We start from the raw sequence: 17553 nt of genomic DNA, 5'->3' as shown, positions 1-17553 counted from the left end.
CTTTCATGCAGTTATACGGGGAACACGTGAGTGTGTTCAAGGTCGATATCGGAAGGAGAGGGGATGCCAGTGCCCGGCAGCGACGCCGCAGCCGAGCCGTACGCCACTGCACGGCGGAGGCACTCGGCTGGTTCATCCCCGGCGATCCGTGCCATCAGGTAGCCAGCCAACGAACTATCACCAGCGCCGACGGTTGAGAGCACCGTGACTGGAGGTGGGGTCGCCGCCCACGCACCAGCGCGAGTAACTAAGCATGCACCGGCGCCGCCTAAGGTGACCAGTACTTCGTTGACCCCGTGGTCAATCAGTTTCTGTGCTGCCGAAACGATGGCGGCGTAGTCGCCCTCGGAAGCGCTGCGCTCCAATGCGCTGCCGTCGCCACCGGTGAGCCGCGCGAGCTCAAACGCGTTTGGCTTCAACACGTCCGGCGCGCTCGTATCGAGTCGCTCACCAATTGCCTGCAGCGGTGCATCGGAAGTATCCACTGCGACCAGCGCGCCAGCATTAACCCGACGGATGCGCTCCACAAGATCTGCGTACCAGTCAGTTGGGACACCAGGGGGAAGCGATCCTGCAAGAACGACGGCTTCAGCGTCTGCGACGACTGAATCTATAGCTGATTCAACGGCCGCCTTTTCGTCGTCGCAAAGCCTCGCTCCTGGTTCGTTGATCTTTGTCGTTGTTGCGTCATCTTCAACGATCGCAGTATTGGTTCGCACCGATGCCGCGATAGCAACGGGGTGAAACTGCACCGGCAGTTCACGGATGACGTCCGCAAACGGATCGGAGGGGGCACAGGGGGCAATCGCGATGGTTCGAATGCCCGCTTTGGCACACGCGTGCGCGACATTGACCCCTTTTCCACCCGCCTCTTTTCGGGTCTGGGAAATCCGCGCAACCTCACCGCGTTTAAGCACGGGGACGTTTACCGTCACATCCATGCTGGGGTTTGGGGTGAGGGTGACTACCCGCACCGTGTTCTTTGTGCTGCTCACACAACCAGTGTGTCCGATTGTATCCGTTTTTGCAACGAATCCCACACAATCGGAATTAGTGTGTGCTGGATGTCACCGGCGCAAGAACGACCTCAATATCATTGCGCTCGAGATCTTCGAGGAATGTCTCAGGTGCACCACTATCGGTAATGACGATGTCGATGGCATCGAGGGGTGCGAAACTGACAAGGTAATCGTTGCCGATCTTCGATGAATCACACAAGACCACGACCTTCTGGGCATTTGTGACCATGGCCGATTTCACGGCTGCTTCCTGAGAATCGGCGGTAGATAGGCCGTGGTCAATCGTCAGAGCATTGGTACCAATGAATGCGACATCGGCGCGGAGCAATGCCAACGTTCGAAGTGCAGTCGCACCAACTACCGCTTGCGTAATTGCACGAACTGACCCACCAAGAAGCTGTACGCCATCAAGGCCTGCGGAGGAAAGATCCAGGGCGATTGGCAGCGAATTTGTCACGATAGAGCAGTCTTGAGCGCGGGTGCCCTCGCAAAGCAACTGTGCAAAGTAACTGGTTGTAGAGCCAGAATCCAGAAAAATCGCGGCGTTGTCGTGGCGGGGGAGAAAATCCAGTGCAGCTTTCGCGATCGCGGTTTTCGCATCAGATGCCGCACGAGACCGGGCATCGAGCGGGAGTTCAGAGGTGAGAAACGCTTGGTTTGCAACAGCACCACCATGTACGCGGTGCACAATCCCATCGGCGTGAAGTGCGGTGAGGTCGCGGCGGATCGTTTCGGCAGTGACATCGAACTTTTCCGCGAGTTCAGCGACGCTCACCCTGCCTTCCACAGCAGTAAGTGACGCAATCTGGCGTTTGCGCTCCTCGGCGTACATCGCACTCCTCAAACGTTTTGGTCGGAGTACTCAGTATTTCAGACATTCATGCCCGGATGTCTGCGATTGTGTTTGGTTTGCCCCTAAAGGAGGGCAAATTCCCGCTAAAGAGTGCGGAAAACGGAAATAACACGCCCCATGATCTCTGCGCTATCGCCCTTGATTGGGGCAAACGCATCATTGTGGGGAAGGAGCCACACACCGGTGGAATCGCGGTGGAACTCTTTGACTGTCGCCTCGCCGTCAAGCAATGCAGCGACGAACTCGCCTTCCTCGGCAACAGGCTGCGAACGTACAACAACCCAGTCGCCGTTGAGGATGCCGGCATCGCGCATGGACTCTCCAACAACCTGAAGCATAAAAACGTCGCCATCACCGAGTAGGTCGCTAGGAAGTGGGTAATAGGTGTCGACGTTTTCTTCGGCCAGGATAGGTGCACCAGCTGCTATTTGTCCCAAAACTGGAACGAAACGCGCGGGAGTCGCGTCCTCGGGTGTGTCCTGCTGGGGGGTTTTGCGCTTCGGTTTGGTTGTCTGTTGCAGGTGGCGCAGATCCACGGCACGCGGCTTATTGGGGTCGCGGCGCAGGAAGCCCTTCTTCTCCAGTTCCTTGAGCTGGTATGCCACGGATGAGGTTGATTGCAGCCCGGTAGCGTCGCCGATCTCACGGATGCTTGGCGGGTAGCCGCGGAGTACAACGGCATCTTGGATGACCTGAAGGATTCGACGTTGCCTGTCTGAAAGTGTGCTCATGTCGAGATTGCCTGCGTCAGATTTTTTCTTTGCCACTGCTTTTCTTCTTTCCGCGTGTCTCTGTTTCTAGGTCTGTAGGCATAGAACCTACCAGAGAGGGCAAGTTTGTTCGATATTTTCCACTTTGGGCTAGACAGTGTTTGCTCGCTTTGCTATAAATCGAACGTGTAAGCGGAGTCGAACATACAAACGATTACATATTCGAACATGTCGAGTGCATTCGTACAGTGGTGCACGAGATTGAAGGAGAGTGAAATGTCGGTAACGATTAATCCAGCAGTGAACAGTGGGTATGGGAGCGATTGCGGTGTATCTCGGACGCCTCGGTTAGCGCAGCCGGTCGAGGTGTGGGACCTTAATCCAGGACGAGATCGTAGCGGTGTTTATAGCGGTGTTCGAACGCTTGACGTTATTGATCGAAAGGGTGAGCGTACAGAGAACCTAGGTTATGGACGTCGGGAATATGTATCTGAGGCATTCGAATCTCACCGCGAGGGCAAGGAAGGTTTCGTCTTAGCAGCGTTGCTGACTGGAGCGCTTTTAGCCGGCTCTGCGTTTGGTGGAGTGTTTAGTGATGCAAGCCAGGTGCCGGGGTCGTCCCAGCCGGTTTTCATCGCAGACTCGGAGGTGGTCCGCTAGAGGGGTAGTCTGAGCCCTATGTATTGCCCCTTCTGTCATAACGAACAGACCAGAGTCGCTGACTCCAGACTTGTCGAAGCAGGCTCTGCAATTCGCCGTCGCCGTGAATGTACAGAATGCGGTGGTCGATTCACCACTGTTGAAAACGCGGTACTCACCGTCGTCAAACGTAATGGAGTAAGTGAGCCGTTCGACCGCGACAAGCTCATCGTTGGTGTGCGGCGTGCATGTCAAGGTCGGGACGTTTCCGACGATGCACTGAAGCGCCTCGCACAAGAAGTCGAAGAAATCGTGCGTGCGCAGGGCAGCTCGCAGGTTCCTGCTCACGAGATTGGTTTGGCAGTACTCGAGCCACTTCGTGCGCTTGACGAGGTTGCATACCTGCGCTTCGCATCTGTGTATAAGTCGTTTGAAAGTGCCGACGATTTCGAGTCGGAAATCAGGCTTATGCGTCGGCGCGACCGCGAAGAATATCGCTAGCGCAGCGCATCAATTTTCTTCTCAATCCGGCGCTGGCTGACCGGTCGGGGAGTGCCAAGTCGCTGCGCGAACAAACTGACCCGCAACTCCTCAATGAGCCAAAGAATATCCTTGTAGGCCCGCGTCTTCGACCGTTGTGCGGGAAGTCGCTTCATATGATCAGCAAGGTAGCGTTTCACCCCATCGACAACTGCCTGGCGGTCAGCATCTCGGTCCGGGTCCAGACGCATATCCTCCAGCCGGATCCGCATCGCATCGATATAGCGCGGCAAATGCTGTAAGTGCTGCACCCCATGAACCGTTATCGCGTGACGGGGGAGATAGAAGGCGAGCTGCGAACGCATGTCATCAATCGCAGGCCCCTCCCACTGATCGAGCTCCACCGAAATGTCGGCGTACGCGGCAAGCGCTGGAGCAGTGTTGACCACAGCACGCCTTACACCACCCGAGACCTGTGGCTTAATCTCGGCGAGAAGGGCGTCGAACTCCTCCGGAGTGCGCACCGGGCCTCCGTGCGACATCATCAGATCACGAATCACCGATACACGAGCATCCTCGACCAGGCCATTTGCTCCGCCATGGGGATAGCGGTCAACAGCGACCTTATGGCGCAACGGTAGGCCCTTGGTCATCTGCTGCGCATTAACGCTGATTTCGCGCAACAGCAACGTCAGTGTCGCAGTGACCATCGACGCGTCGGCAGCAGCCTTCGTCGGGTGCACCGTGACCTTGACACCGTCTTTTGTAGCTTCGAGTGCTGGGTAAGCATCAACCTCGTTACCGTCGATTGTTGTGGTCACAGTCTCCGGTACAGCGCCGAGCGAGTCCGACGTCCACTTTTTTACAGACTCAGACTCCGATTGGCGTCCAGCTTTGGATACAGACGACTTAATCTTGCCCGCCTGACGGCGTTTTAACGCTGCGAGATCCTTGTCGTGGTCGACGATCTTGCCGCGGCGGTCGATTGCCGCATAGGTAACCTGCAAGTGCGGTGGCAACGCCTGGGGGTTGAAATCCGTGGCGTTAATACCGCGGCCACCAACGCTTCGAAGCGCATCGGCGAGCGCTTCAGTAAACGGGATGTCCGTGTTGACGTCCTCGGGCATTACCTCGAGTGCACGCTGCGCAAAGTCGGGGGCGGGGACGACGGTTTTACGTAACGCCTTCGGTAGGGTGCGGATCATCTCGGCAGCGAGTTCAGAGCGCAAGCCTGGGACGAGCCAATCGAAGCCGTCAGGGTCAAGGTTTGCCAGGAGTGGCACGGGTACCTCGACAGTGACTCCATCAAACGGGTCGCCCGGTTCGAACTTGTAGCGCAGTGCGTATTCCACGGAGCCCTGGCGCTTGGCCTCGGGAAAGGCGGTCGCAGAGGCGTCAACGTTGTCGTCGTCAAGCAATGCGTTCGGATCGAAGTCCAAATAATGCTTGTCTTTCGCACGCTGTTTCTTCCACCACGAATCAAAGTGGCGAGCGGTGGTGACATTGTCGGGCAGGCGAGCGTCGTAAAAGTCGAACAACGTATCTTCGTCGACGACAAGGCCGCGGCGGCGAACCTTTTCCTCGACCTCGGCTGCTTCCGCAAGCAACGCTTCATTGTGGTCGATGAACTTATGGTGACGGTTCCAATCGCCCTCCAGCAGCGCGTGGCGGATGAACATTGTGCGCGCAGCGGCAGGATCCACCCGGTGGTAGGGAACAAGCCGATCACGCACGATGGTCACGCCGTAAAGCATGGATTTTTCGTGGACCATCGCTGCGGAACGCTTACGCGACCACACAGGTTCCGAATAGGAGTGTTTGAGCAGGTCGCCGGCGGCACGCTCAACCCAAGCAGGTTCGATCTTGGCTACGTCACGAGCCCAGAGCCGTGACGTTTCGACGAGTTCAGCGGCCATGAGAAACTCCGGAGGCCGCTTAGCCAGCGACGAGCCGGGAAAGACCATAAACCGTGTCCCGCGCGCTCCCTGAAACTCTTTGGAATTGCCGTCACGCGCGCCGATATTGGAGAGCAAACCAGTCAAGAGCGACTGGTGGACTGCAGCTGCATCGCGCTCACCCGCGACACTATCGGCGGGAGACCAGCCGAGCTGTCGCTCCACGTCGCGCAATTGGCGGACAAGATCGCGCCACTCACGGATGCGCATGTAGTGGAGGAACTCGCGCTTCATACGCTTACGGAATGCGTTGCCGGACAGCTCGTCGCGGGAATCGCCGATGTAGTCCCACAGTTTCAGCGATGACAGGAAGTCGGACTCTTTGTCCTTGAAGCGGGCGTGTGCTTGGTCGGCCTGGGCCTGGTACTCCAAGGGGCGTTCTCGAACATCCTGGATGGTCATGGCTGCGACGATGACAGTGACGTCATCAAGCACGCCGAGGCGATTGGCCTCCACCAGCATGCGGGCCATCTTGGGGTCCACAGGAATGCGGGAAATATCGCGGCCAACGTTGGTGAGGGTCGGTGCGCCACCACGTTCTTTTTGCGAGATCGCCCCCAATTCGTGCAGCAGCATAAGTCCGTCGCGGACCGCCTTATGGTCAGGCGCCTGGATGAAGGGGAACTCATTGATATCCCCAAGCCGCAGCGAGATCATCTGCAAGATGACTGACGCCAAGTTTGTGCGCAGAATCTCCGGGTCAGTGAACTCTGGGCGCGCTTCGAAGTTCTCCTCCGAATACAGGCGGATGGCAATGCCGTCGGCGGTACGGCCCGATCGGCCCGAACGCTGGTTCGCGGAAGCCTGGGAGATTTCCTCGATAGGCAGACGTTGGACCTTGGTGCGTGTCGAATACCTCGAGATACGCGCCAGGCCAGTGTCCACCACATAGTGGATGCCCGGCACGGTCAGAGACGTTTCGGCGATGTTTGTCGACAACACAATGCGACGACCCGAGTGTGGGGAGAACACACGGTGCTGCTCCGCGTTGGAGAGGCGACCGAACAGCGGAACAACCTCAACGCCACGCCAGTGCTGCTTCTCAATCGCCTCCATGCAGTCACGGATGTCGCGCTCTGAAGAGAAGAAACACAGAATGTCGCCGTTGCCCTCACCCATAAGTTCTTTGCAGGCGGCGACGACACCGTCGATCATGTCGGTGTCAATCTCCTTGATGGAGCCGTCTTTTTTCTGAATCTGCTCAACCAGTGGTCGATAGCGGATTTCGACTGGGTAAGTACGCCCGGAGACCTCGATAATCGGAGCTGGGTTGCCCTCGGCGTCGGCGAAGTGGCTGGCAAATGCCTCCGGGTCAATGGTCGCAGATGTGACAATCACCTTGAGGTCCGGCCGCTTGGGCAGCAGTCGCTTGAGGTAGCCCAGCAGGAAGTCGATGTTGAGTGAGCGCTCGTGGGCCTCGTCGATAATGATCGTGTCGTACGCGTTGAGGAAGCGATCGCGCTGCATCTCTGTGAGCAAGATGCCGTCCGTCATCAGCTTGACCGCAGTAGACGGGGATACTTTGTCGTCGAAACGAATGGCGTAGCCGACAGATTCACCGATGTCCTGGCCGAGCTCGTCGGCGATGCGCTCCGCAACGGTGCGAGCGGCGAGTCTGCGCGGCTGCGTGTGTCCAATCAGTCCACGCCGGCCACGCCCCATCTCCAGCAGCATCTTTGGAATCTGGGTGGTCTTGCCCGATCCCGTCTCGCCGGCGATAACAACGACCTGGTTGTCGCGCACCAGTTCCATGATGTCGTCGCGGCGCGCAGACACCGGCAGGTTTTCCGGGTAAGTAATTTCAGGGATCAGAGCATCGCGCTTCTCGACGACACCCCGTGCCCTCTCAATATCCTTCCCAATCGCCCGCAGCGCATCCGGCGCGCTCGCATTTTTGAGTCGCCTACGGAACCGTCGAACATCCGCAATCGGTACAGCATCGAGCGCATCGTAGAGCTGCGGCTTCGGCGGGGCGGGGGAGGAGGAAGAATGATCAGTCATAGCCAGAGGCAGAGCTTAGCGCGGAAGCAGGGATTTACCTGATTCCAGGGCCCGCTCATACGAAGCCTTCACGAGTCGCCCTAACTGCTCGAACTCCGCAACACGCTGCGAGGACGCACGGTAGACCAAGCTCACCGTGCGTTGCGCCTGTACGCCGTTTGCAAACGTTGCGGAAGCGACTCCGGGGCGAGAGCACTCAGTGCCTACCGCGGAGGCCGGAATCAACGTTGACCCCAGCCCTGCCACGACCAACTGGACGATCGTGGTCAGTGACGATGCGCGTGTCACAGCATGCTTGCGCGCGCCGGGAGTTGCCTCAGCGATCTTGCACAGCTCCACAATCTGATCCCGGAGACAGTGGCCGTCATCCAGTAGTAAAAGGTTGAGGTCCTTCAGGCTGTCCAGCCCCAGATCGGTGCGGCCGGCAAGTGGATCGTCCGGATTGGTCACTGCCACAAACGGCTCGTCGTAAAGCGGCAATTGCTCCAAACCTGGTGCGTGCGTCGGAGTGGCAAGCACTGCCAGATCGAGTTGCCCGTCGCGCAACATTTTTAACAGTTGATCCGTTTGGTTTTCTACGATGCGCGGTTCCAAATCCGGGTAGTTTTCCTCGATCCCAATAAGCACTCCCGGAAGGAGATACGGCGCAATTGTAGGGATGATGCCAATGTTCAGTGGGCCGGCGAGCTCGCCGAGCGCTCCGCGCGACTGGGCAAGAAAAGCATCGGCAGCGTCGAGGGTTGCCTTCGCATATGGCAACAGCGCTTCACCGGTGGGGGTGACGATCACGCGCCGGGTGGAACGCTCGATAAGTTGCAGGCCAAGACCATTTTCAAGCGACGCCAAAGCCTGTGACAGGGAAGGCTGGGAGATGCCAAGTTTCGCTGCTGCGCTCACAAAGTGTTTCTGTTCTGCAACCGTGACAAAGGTACGGATCTGTGCGAGTGTCGGTTTATACTCTCGATTGCTCATACTTATGAATCCTACACCGGCTAATAGGTTTTTGGTTGCAACCTTCTGCGAACTGTGTCATACTGTTTTACGTCCGAAACACATTCGTTTGACCAGATTCTTTTGGAGGATCATCATGCCGATCATGACCGTTGGAGAGCGTTTTCCGGAGTTCGACCTTCTCGCACTGAAGGGTGGCAACCTGAAGGAAGCTAACGCTGCTTCCCCGGACGACTACTTCGAGCGCGTCTCCCTGGATAAGTACGAGGGCAAGTGGAAGGTCATCTTCTTCTACCCGAAGGACTTCACCTTCGTTTGCCCGACCGAGATCGCCGCATTCGGCAAGCTCAACGAGGAGTTCGAGGACCGCGACACCCAGGTGCTCGGCGGCTCCATCGATAACGAGTTCTCGCACTTCAACTGGCGTGCAACCCACGAGGAACTGCTGGACATCCCGTTCCCGATGTTCTCGGACATCCGCCACGACCTGATCCGCGCCCTCGGTGTTGAGAACGCTGACGGTGTCGCAGACCGTGCAACCTTCATCATCGACCCGGACGGCATCATCCAGTTCGTGTCCGTCACCCCGGACGCTGTTGGCCGTAACGTCGACGAGGTCCTGCGTGTCCTCGACGCTCTGCAGTCTGAAGAGGTCTGCGCTTGCGATTGGCAGAAGAACGACCCGACCAAGAACATCGACAAGATGGCTGTGGTCCAGGAGTCCCTGAAGTAGCACCCGAACTTTAGTTTCCGTGCCGCCCCGCGCTCCTTAACGCTGGAGTGGCGGGGCGCTCCCATACCAACTGAAAGGATCAACGTATGTCTATCGATAACCTGCGCAACGCACTTCCCGAGTACGCAAAGGACCAGAAGCTCAACCTTGGTTCGCTGACCCGCTCGACCGAGCTGAATGAGCAGCAACTGTGGGGCACGCTCGTCGCCTCCGCGGCCGCGACCCGCAACGCAACCGTCATCTCCGAGATCACCGACGAGGCCAAGGAACACCTCTCCGAGGAGGCCATCGACGCAGCCTTCGGTGCGGCCACTGTCATGGCGATGAACAACGTCGCGTACCGCGCTAAGGGCTGGTTGGGTGACGACTACGCCAACGTGAAGTTCGGCCTTCGCATGAACATCATCTCCAAGCCGGGGGTAGAAAAGGCTGACTTCGAGCTGTGGTCGCTCGCCGTTTCCACCATCAATGGTTGCGAGCACTGCGCCGTCGCCCACGCCAACACCGTCCGCGAGGAAGGCCTGACCAAGGAGCAGGTCTGGGAGTCCATCAAGGTTGCCGGTGTTGTCCAGGCTGTTGCCCAGACGATCACTATCGAAGACGCACGCTAAGCCACTAGCGCGTATCGACGATTAAACGCCGCTGGCCCCGAACCTTTCTGTTCGGGGCCAGCGGCGTTTCGTCGTTAGGCAGAGCGCTCTACATGGGGCTGAGCACCTTGGTGGTCAGGGAGAACAGGTCCTTCGGATCATCCGGATCGGCGACCAACTCAATATAGGTCTGGAAGTCGGTGCCAGCAGTCGAGTCGCGCAGGTAGCGCAGGGCGGAGAAGTCCTCGATTGCGAAGCCGACCGAGTCGAACAGTGTGATCTCCTCATCGCTAGAGCGGCCCGGGACCTTGCCTGCGATGACCTTCCACAGTTCGACGACCTCGAAGTCCTCGCCCTTGTTTTGGATCTCGCCCTCGATGCGGGTCTGGGGAGGGAATTCGACGAACACGGTGGCGTCGTCAAGAATGCGCGGATCAAGCTCCGTCTTGCCCGGGCAGTCACCACCCACACCATTGATGTGCACACCAGGGCGAACCAGGGAGTAATCCAGGATGGTGTTTTGCGCCTTGTCGGCGGTGCAGGTCGTAATGATGTCTGCGCCTTCGAGCGCATCCTCAACGCTGTCGGCGATGTAGACCTCGATGCCGAGCGGCTCGATATTGCGGCGGAACTTCTCCATCGCGTCCGGGTCGATGTCGAAGATGCGGACCTTCTCGATACCCAATGCCGCACGGAACCCGAGCGCCTGGAACTCCGACTGGGAACCGGAGCCAATCATCGCCATGACTTCAGAGTCCTTGCGCGCGAGGTACTTTGCCGCCATTGCGGAGGTTGCAGCAGTACGAAGTGCGGTGAGCAAGGTCATCTCGGCTTCAAACGTAGGGTAGCCGTTGTCTACGTCAGCCAGGAAACCGAAAGCGGTCACAGTCTGGAAGCCACGAGCCGGGTTCGACGGGTGGCCGTTGACGTACTTGAATCCGTATTCGATTGAGTCGGAGGTGGGCATCAGTTCGATGACACCGATAGGGGTGTGGCTGGCCACGCGCGGAATCTTGTCAAATTCCTCCCAGCGGACGAAGTCCTTTTCGATGTATTCGAGGATGCCGGCGATGATCTTCTCCACACCGTGGTGGTCGATCCAGCGGCACATGTTGGTGACGTCGACAAGTTGAGTCATATGGGCAGTTCCTTTCAAAAGTGTGAGGGGATTAATGGGTAACGATTGGGGGATCAATGTCGGGTGCTTGTTCACCAGTGACGTGCTCGTAGTTCACGTGCGAACGCGAGATGAATTCAACGCGATCGCGGACCTTGAACCAGCCGAACGCAAGCGCCGGCCACATCAGCAGTGACACAATCAGTGTCCAGGTGCCAATTGGGTAGTCGAAGGCCATGAGCACGACAACCAGCCCAAGGAACAGCAGCGAGACAATATCGGTGAACGGCGAGAATGGTGCGCGGTAATCCGGACGGGTGTACTTGCCCTGCCGGGCCAGCCGCACAAAGCGCATGTGCGACAGGGAAATTGCCGCCCAGGACGCCATCGTGCCAAGTGCCGCGATATTCAACACAACCTCGAACGCTGCCTCCGGCACGAAGTAGTTGAGCACAACGCCGAACAGGGCGACGCCGGTGGTCATCAGAATGCCACCGTAGGGCACACCACCCTTGGTGACCTTGCCTGCCCACTGCGGTGCGGAACCGGCCTTGGACAGCGAGTACATGATGCGGCCCGTGGAGTAGAGGCCGGCGTTCAGGGAGGACAACGCAGCGGTGATGACCACCAACTGAGTGATAGGACCGGCGTACGGCACGCCGATGGAGTTGAAGAAGGTCACAAACGGTGACTCGTCACCGGAGTACTGGGTGTACGGCAGCAGCATGCACAGCAGGAGCACGGAGCCGAAGTAGAACACCAGCAGGCGGAAGACAACAGCATTAATCGCCTTCGGGATGTCCTTACGGGGGTTCTTTGCCTCACCAGAGGTCGTGCCCAGCAGCTCGATACCTGCGTAAGCGAACACGACGCCTTGGATCACGATCAGTGCCGGCAGTACGCCGTTCGGGAACCAGCCACCGTGATCGGAGATGAGCGTCAGGCCAGTCAGATCACCACTCGGATTGCCGAAGATGACCATGAAGATGCCGACCGCGAGGAACGTGAGCAGGAACGCCACCTTGATCAGGGAGAACCAGAACTCCATCTCGCCAAAGAACTTCACCGAGACGAGATTCATCCCCGTCACAAGAGCGATGATCGCAAGTGCGATGACCCACTGCGGAATGTCGTTAATCCAACCGTAGAACTGGCCGAACCAGCGGATGTAGATCGCAAGCGCTGTCGCGTCAGCAACGGCGGTCGCTGCCCAGTTGAACCAGTACAACCAGCCCGAGACGTATGCGGCCTTCTCGCCAAAGAATTCGCGAGTGTAGGACACGAACGAACCCGAGGTTGGACGGTGGACAATGAGCTCACCCAGACTCCGCAGGATGAGGTATCCGATGAAACCGCAGAGCAGGTACATCAGGGCTAGCGACGGTCCGGCAGCCTCAAGGCGCGAACCTGCGCCAAGGAACAGACCGGTACCGATCGCCGAGCCAATTGCGATCATGTTGATCTGACGGGTGGACAGCCCTTTCTGCAAGCCGGCATCTTCGTCAGGAATGACGCCAGCTTTAGGACGAGTTGATGCTTCCGATGGTGGTGGTTTCGTAGTCATCGGGTTCTCCCAGGGTTGTGTCGGTTAGTGGGGGACTAGTTCCTGATGCCGGCCGGGTCATGGATGACGCCGAAACGGTGCAGGGTTGCGGAGATGGCCTGCTCCAGTAGGTACGGGAGCAACTCACGTCGGCCGTCGATGAGCGCCGGGCCATCGAAAACTGCAGTAGTGATGTCGCCGTAGATGTCTGCCGGGGCATCGCCGATAACGCGGATGCGCGACGGGGTGCCTTCCACACGGTTCGCATCGACCGTGATCGCAGCAGCCTCCAGATCGGGAGCAATCGCTGCAGGTGCAACGACGCGGATCTCAGAACCGGTGATCGCTGCTGCGAGCAGCTGGCGGTAGACATCGCGCAAGCGGTAGTTCTCACCGACGTAGATCACGACCGGCTCGAGCGTGTTGCGGTAACGGAAGATATTTGCCTCCGAGCGCAAACCAGAGTGGTCGTGACCGCGGCCGAACTCGCGGTCCCATGCGCGCTGGTCGTACTCGGCGGCACGAGAGAGCCAGCCGTAGTCCTCTGCGTCGACGTTCGGGCGGAACGCCTCCAGCAGCTCCTGAATATCAGCAGAGATGCTTACGCCCGGCGACGGAGCAACGCCATCACGGTCGCGCCAGGTGCCCATCTGCGCCACATAGTTCGGGCCGCCAGCCTTCGCGCCGGGTCCAACCGAGGACTTCTTCCAACCGCCGAACGGCTGACGCTGCACAATCGCACCGGTGATGCCACGGTTGACATAGACGTTGCCTGCTTCCACACGGTCGAGCCAGGTATTGATCTCGTCGCCGTCAAGGGTGTGAATACCGGCGGTCAACCCGTAGCCGGTGGAGTTCTGCCACTCGATGGCCTCGTCGAGATCCTTGGCGTGCATGATGCCCAAGACCGGGCCGAAGCACTCGTTCTGGTGGTACCAGGAGCCTGGCTTGACGTTATCGCGGATACCCGGGGACCAGAACTTGCCCTCGTCGTCGAGCTTCTTCGGCTGGAGCAGCCACTTCTCGCCCGGTTCGAGCTGGGTCAGGCCGCGCTGCAGCTTCTCGCTCGGAGCCTCGATCAGGCCGTTCATCGTGGTGGACAGATCGGTACCTGGGCCGACCACGAGGGTGGAGGCTGCGTCGAGCAGCTGGCCGCGAATACGCTCAGACTCGGCCGCGGAGCCGACGAGGATCGCTAGCGAAGCAGCAGAGCATTTCTGGCCGGAGTGGCCGAACGCCGACAAGTACAGGTCGTTGATAGCCAAATCCGGGTCAGCGGACGGCGTGATGATGATGGCATTTTTGCCAGACGTCTCCGCCATGACGTTGAGCTGCGGGTTCCACGACTTAAACAGCTGGGCGGTCTCAGATGCGCCGGTGAGGATGATGGCGTCCACGGCGTCGTCGGTAAGCAATGCTTTGCCAGCTTCGCCTTCGTCAGCGCGAACGTACTGCACCGTATCCGGGTCGATGCCCTGCTTAGCGAAGACTGCCTGGATGCAATCCGCGATCAGCTTGGCACACTGCGTCACCTGCGGTGCTGGCTTCAGGATCACAGCAGAGCCTGCAGCCAACGCCGCCATGACACCACCAGTCGGAATAGCGACCGGGAAGTTCCACGGCGGAACAACCACCGTGAGCTTGTTCGGTTCGAACTCTGCCTCAATGTCGTCGAGGTGACGGGCGCTATCAGCGTAGTAATCGCAGAAGTCGATAGCCTCGGAGATCTCCGGGTCGGACTGGTCGACAGTCTTGCCAGCCTCGTGCGCAGCAACGGAGATGAACTCGCCACGGCGGCGCGCGATCTCGTCGCCAATCGCCTCGAGCACTGCTGCACGCTCGTTAGCGGACAGCGCGCCCCACGCTTTCTGTGCCTCGAGTGCGCGTGCAATGTTGTCGCGGATAGCAGCCGGATCGGTGATCTCTGCGCCAGTGTCGATCGAAGGTGGAGTGTTCAGGTGCTTGATAGCCCAATCACGGTTCGCCTCAAGCGCAGGATCCGTATCCGGCTCGTTGAGGAAGCGACCGGTCGTTGCGGAAGCATGCGCAACGTGGCGCTCAGTTTCCGTAGTACGGTCTTGCGTGCGGTTCGGGCCATTGTGCACGTCCCAACGGTTGCCGACAGCCCAGCGGAAGACGTTCTCCTGCTCCTTAATCGGATCACGGTCCTCAGTCTTCGGAGCGAACAGAGCATGCAGGAAGTTCTGCGGGGCGGCGTTCTCTTCGAGACGACGCACCAGGTAGCTCACCGCCACGTCGAAGTCATCGCGGCCCACAACCGGGGTGTACAAGATCTGGTCGCCGTACACCCCGCGCACGATCTCTTGCTGCGCAGGTGACATGCCCTGCAGCATTTCGGAGTCAATCATCGCTGTGACACCGCGGCGCTGTGCCAGCTCGTATGCCAACGCAGACGTGAACAGGTTGTGCGAAGCGATACCGATCGACAAAACATCGGCAAACTCAGGGCGCAGGATGAAATCCAGCAGGCGGTAGTAGTTGGCGTCCACCTCATCTTTGGTCAGGTACGGAGCCTGCTCCCAACCCTTCACCTCAGCGTGGTGGCGTTCCATGGACAGGTTCGCACCCTTGACCAGACGGATCTTGATCTTGGAGCCACCGTCGGCCACACGCTTTTGGGCGAAGTCGGCCAGGTACTCGAGTGCACCCAGCGTGTCCGGCAAGTACGCCTGAAGCACAATGCCACCCTGGTAGTCCTTGAACTCGTCCTCGCTGAGCAGCTGTGTGAACACGTCCAGCGTGAGATGCAGATCGTGGTACTCCTCCATGTCCATGTTGATGAACACCTGAGGGGTACGGTCACGCGCAGCGCGGTAGAGCGGACGGATGCGGTCCTTAACCAATCGAACGCATTCGTCGTAATCCCAGTGGTTCAACTGCGACACCATCGACGATGCCTTGACGGACACGTAGGTAACTCGTGGGTTCTTAATCAGGTTGAGGGTGCGTTCTGCACGATCTGTTGCTTCCTTTTCGCCGAGGACAGCCTCACCCAGCAGGTTCAAGTTGAGCTGCTCGCCACGCTTTTTTGCGTTGTCGAGAAGCTTGTTCAGCGCGTCACTTTCTGCATCGAGCACCAGGTGGCCAACGAGCTGGCGTAGACGGGCACGTGCCGCAGGAACGACCACGTTTGGCAGGAATGGGCCGACGAACGCACCAATTCCGACGAGCAGGGAGTTGATCTGGCCGAGGAATCGGGCATCGACACCGCGGGTGATCGCGCGCAGTGCCTGTGCAGCGACACGGTTGCTTTCGGGACGCATGACACGGTCAACGAAGTCCATGGTGAAGCGGACACCGTTCTCGTCGCGAAGCAGCTCGGCGAGCTGCTGGGTGGAGGCGTCGTCGGCGTCTGCTTCGGCGGTAGCTTCCATCCAGTGGTAGGCACGCGCAACAGCTGCCTCGATTACAGCCTCGAGGTCATCGCTATTCGACGGCGCGATCTGGTTGGTGCTCAGTTGTGGCATTTGTGTTCCTTATCACTCAAAACTGACCAATGTGACAGGCAATACGATAAGGCACAACTGCGATTTTCAATGCAATTAGATGCCGTCGCACGAGTCGTGCGAGGAAACCTGCAGCGCACAGCGTTGACGGGTGGGGAAAACGGGGGATAAAAATAACCCCGCCACATGCATAGTGCAGTGACGGGGTTTGAAACGTTGGTGCGTTACAGGCCACCGAACGGGCCGCGCAGCGGGTCGAATGGCTTGATCGTCTCGTCGATCTCGCCGGTCACAATCTGCTTTGCCAGCATCTTGCCGGACAGCGGGCCCAGGATGATGCCCCACATGCCGTGACCACCGTTGGTGTACACGTTTGGCACCTTCGTCGCGCCAACCAGTGGGAGACCGTCCGGAGTGACCGGGCGGGAACCGACCCACTCGTCCTGGCGATCTTCCCAGTCGATGCCACGGAAGAACGGCTTCGTCGAGTGAATCATCGAGGCAATACGGCCTGGCTGGAACGGCTCATCCGGGCCGCGGAACTCCATCGTGCCTGCAATGCGGAAGCGACCCTGGTACGGGGTGCAGGCGATCTTTGGATCCGGCAGATACACCGGGCAGGTAGCAGGCTCAGCTGTCTCAACCGAGAAGGAGTAGCCGCGACCAGCCTGAATCATCGTGTTCACACCAAGCTGTTTAGCCAAGGACGGAAGCCACGCACCGGTTGCCAAAACAACGTTGTCGGCCTGCAGCCACTCCCCGGTGGAAAGCTTCACGGCTGGCTTGCGGGTGGAGGTGACCTCTACGACCTCAACACCCGTCGTGATCTTGCCACCGCGCTCGATAATCGAATCTGCAATGGCCCGGCAGTACGGACCCGGCTCGATGAAGCGCTGACCGCCCATGCGGTAGGTTGCGCCGACCTTCTCGGTCAGCATCGGGGCGTCAGTGCGGGCGTCGTCAAGCGTGATCTGCTCGAAAGGAATATCTTGGCCGTGACGCTGAGCGCCTTCGACTTCCTTGAGGAAGCCGGCGGCTTTGCCCTCGTTTTCGAAACCGATGATGAACGGACCCTCATGTGTGGAGGCCTTCACACCACCTGCTTCGAGCTCGTCGAAAGCAGCGAGGGAAGCAATATCTGCCTTAGTGAGGCGAGCCATGGTCTTGTCCCATGCGCGTCCCGTCGCGTGTGCCATGAAGTTGGCGCAGAAGCGCCACAGCTTCGGGTCGAAACGCACCGGCACATCCAAAGCAGCGTGCTTATCAAACAGTGCGGTCGGGCCGTATGCCCACAGGCTCGAGTTGGACAGCGGGATCGTCTTGCCCGGTGCCAACCAGCCGGCGTTGCCCCAGGAAGAACCGGCCGCAACATCGATGCGTTCGAGAACTTCCACCTCATGGCCATATTCCTGCAGATGCCATGCGGTTGACAGACCGGTCATGCCGGCGCCGACAACAATTGTGCGCGTCACGTTGTGCTCCTTGTCACGCTAGA

General features: G+C 58.9%; 12 protein-coding genes. 3 read left to right on the top strand and 9 right to left on the bottom strand.

What is annotated here, in order from left to right:
• Positions 1–11 precede the first annotated feature (11 nt).
• The 3 genes from CCOY_RS07380 to lexA all read right to left on the bottom strand — a co-directional run bounded on the left by CCOY_RS07380 (position 12) and on the right by lexA (position 2603).
• On the bottom strand, positions 12–995 hold the full coding sequence (locus tag CCOY_RS07380; protein WP_280137887.1) for a 1-phosphofructokinase family hexose kinase: 984 nt from the start codon (positions 993–995) through the stop codon (positions 12–14).
• A gap of 55 nt (positions 996–1050) precedes the next feature.
• Positions 1051–1851 carry a DeoR/GlpR family DNA-binding transcription regulator gene (locus tag CCOY_RS07375; protein ID WP_070451043.1) on the bottom strand — a complete coding sequence of 267 codons (801 nt, stop codon included), beginning with the start codon at positions 1849–1851 and terminating at the stop codon, positions 1051–1053.
• 104 nt (positions 1852–1955) lie between these two features.
• On the bottom strand, positions 1956–2603 hold the full coding sequence (gene lexA / locus CCOY_RS07370; RefSeq protein WP_092102723.1) for a transcriptional repressor LexA: 648 nt from the start codon (positions 2601–2603) through the stop codon (positions 1956–1958).
• A gap of 657 nt (positions 2604–3260) precedes the next feature.
• On the opposite strand from lexA, the gene nrdR reads away from it, so the two are divergent.
• A complete protein-coding gene (gene nrdR, locus CCOY_RS07365; protein ID WP_070422341.1) occupies positions 3261–3722 on the top strand; it encodes a transcriptional regulator NrdR in 462 nt (153 codons plus the stop codon).
• Here nrdR and hrpA read toward each other — a convergent pair.
• Both hrpA and CCOY_RS07355 read right to left on the bottom strand, forming a co-directional pair.
• Positions 3719–7657 (bottom strand): ATP-dependent RNA helicase HrpA, encoded by a 3939-nt coding sequence (gene hrpA / locus CCOY_RS07360; protein ID WP_092100117.1) that lies wholly within the window; start codon positions 7655–7657, stop codon positions 3719–3721. The genes nrdR and hrpA overlap by 4 nt on opposite strands.
• 15 nt (positions 7658–7672) lie before the next feature.
• The gene (locus CCOY_RS07355) at positions 7673–8629 is read right to left on the bottom strand and encodes a hydrogen peroxide-inducible genes activator (RefSeq protein ID WP_092100115.1); all 957 of its coding nucleotides are present in this window, start codon (positions 8627–8629) and stop codon (positions 7673–7675) included.
• Positions 8630–8744: 115 nt separating this feature from the next.
• On the opposite strand from CCOY_RS07355, the gene CCOY_RS07350 reads away from it, so the two are divergent.
• Complete coding sequence (locus CCOY_RS07350; protein ID WP_070422344.1) at positions 8745–9341, top strand: peroxiredoxin; 597 nt, start codon at positions 8745–8747, stop codon at positions 9339–9341.
• An 86-nt stretch (positions 9342–9427) separates the two neighbouring features.
• The gene (gene ahpD / locus CCOY_RS07345) at positions 9428–9952 is read left to right on the top strand and encodes an alkylhydroperoxidase, AhpD family (RefSeq protein WP_070483800.1); all 525 of its coding nucleotides are present in this window, start codon (positions 9428–9430) and stop codon (positions 9950–9952) included.
• An 88-nt stretch (positions 9953–10040) separates the two neighbouring features.
• Here ahpD and ocd read toward each other — a convergent pair whose 3' ends face one another.
• The 4 genes from ocd to CCOY_RS07325 all read right to left on the bottom strand — a co-directional run bounded on the left by ocd (position 10041) and on the right by CCOY_RS07325 (position 17530).
• Positions 10041–11069, bottom strand: coding sequence for an ornithine cyclodeaminase (gene ocd / locus CCOY_RS07340; RefSeq protein WP_070422346.1), 1029 nt, complete (start codon positions 11067–11069; stop codon positions 10041–10043).
• 31 nt (positions 11070–11100) lie between these two features.
• Positions 11101–12612: an amino acid permease gene (locus tag CCOY_RS07335; RefSeq protein ID WP_083279407.1), complete on the bottom strand. Its 1512-nt coding sequence runs from the start codon at positions 12610–12612 to the stop codon at positions 11101–11103.
• A gap of 35 nt (positions 12613–12647) precedes the next feature.
• Positions 12648–16079 carry a bifunctional proline dehydrogenase/L-glutamate gamma-semialdehyde dehydrogenase gene (locus tag CCOY_RS07330; protein ID WP_092100113.1) on the bottom strand — a complete coding sequence of 1144 codons (3432 nt, stop codon included), beginning with the start codon at positions 16077–16079 and terminating at the stop codon, positions 12648–12650.
• 203 nt (positions 16080–16282) lie between these two features.
• On the bottom strand, positions 16283–17530 hold the full coding sequence (locus CCOY_RS07325; RefSeq protein WP_083279408.1) for an NAD(P)/FAD-dependent oxidoreductase: 1248 nt from the start codon (positions 17528–17530) through the stop codon (positions 16283–16285).
• Positions 17531–17553 lie beyond the last annotated feature (23 nt).

It is taken from the genome of Corynebacterium coyleae, assembly GCF_030408635.1.
GTDB classification, from domain to species: Bacteria; Actinomycetota; Actinomycetes; order Mycobacteriales; family Mycobacteriaceae; genus Corynebacterium; species Corynebacterium coyleae.
The sequence above is the reverse complement of the archived record's forward strand: the minus strand, read 5'-3'. Positions and strand labels throughout refer to the sequence as shown.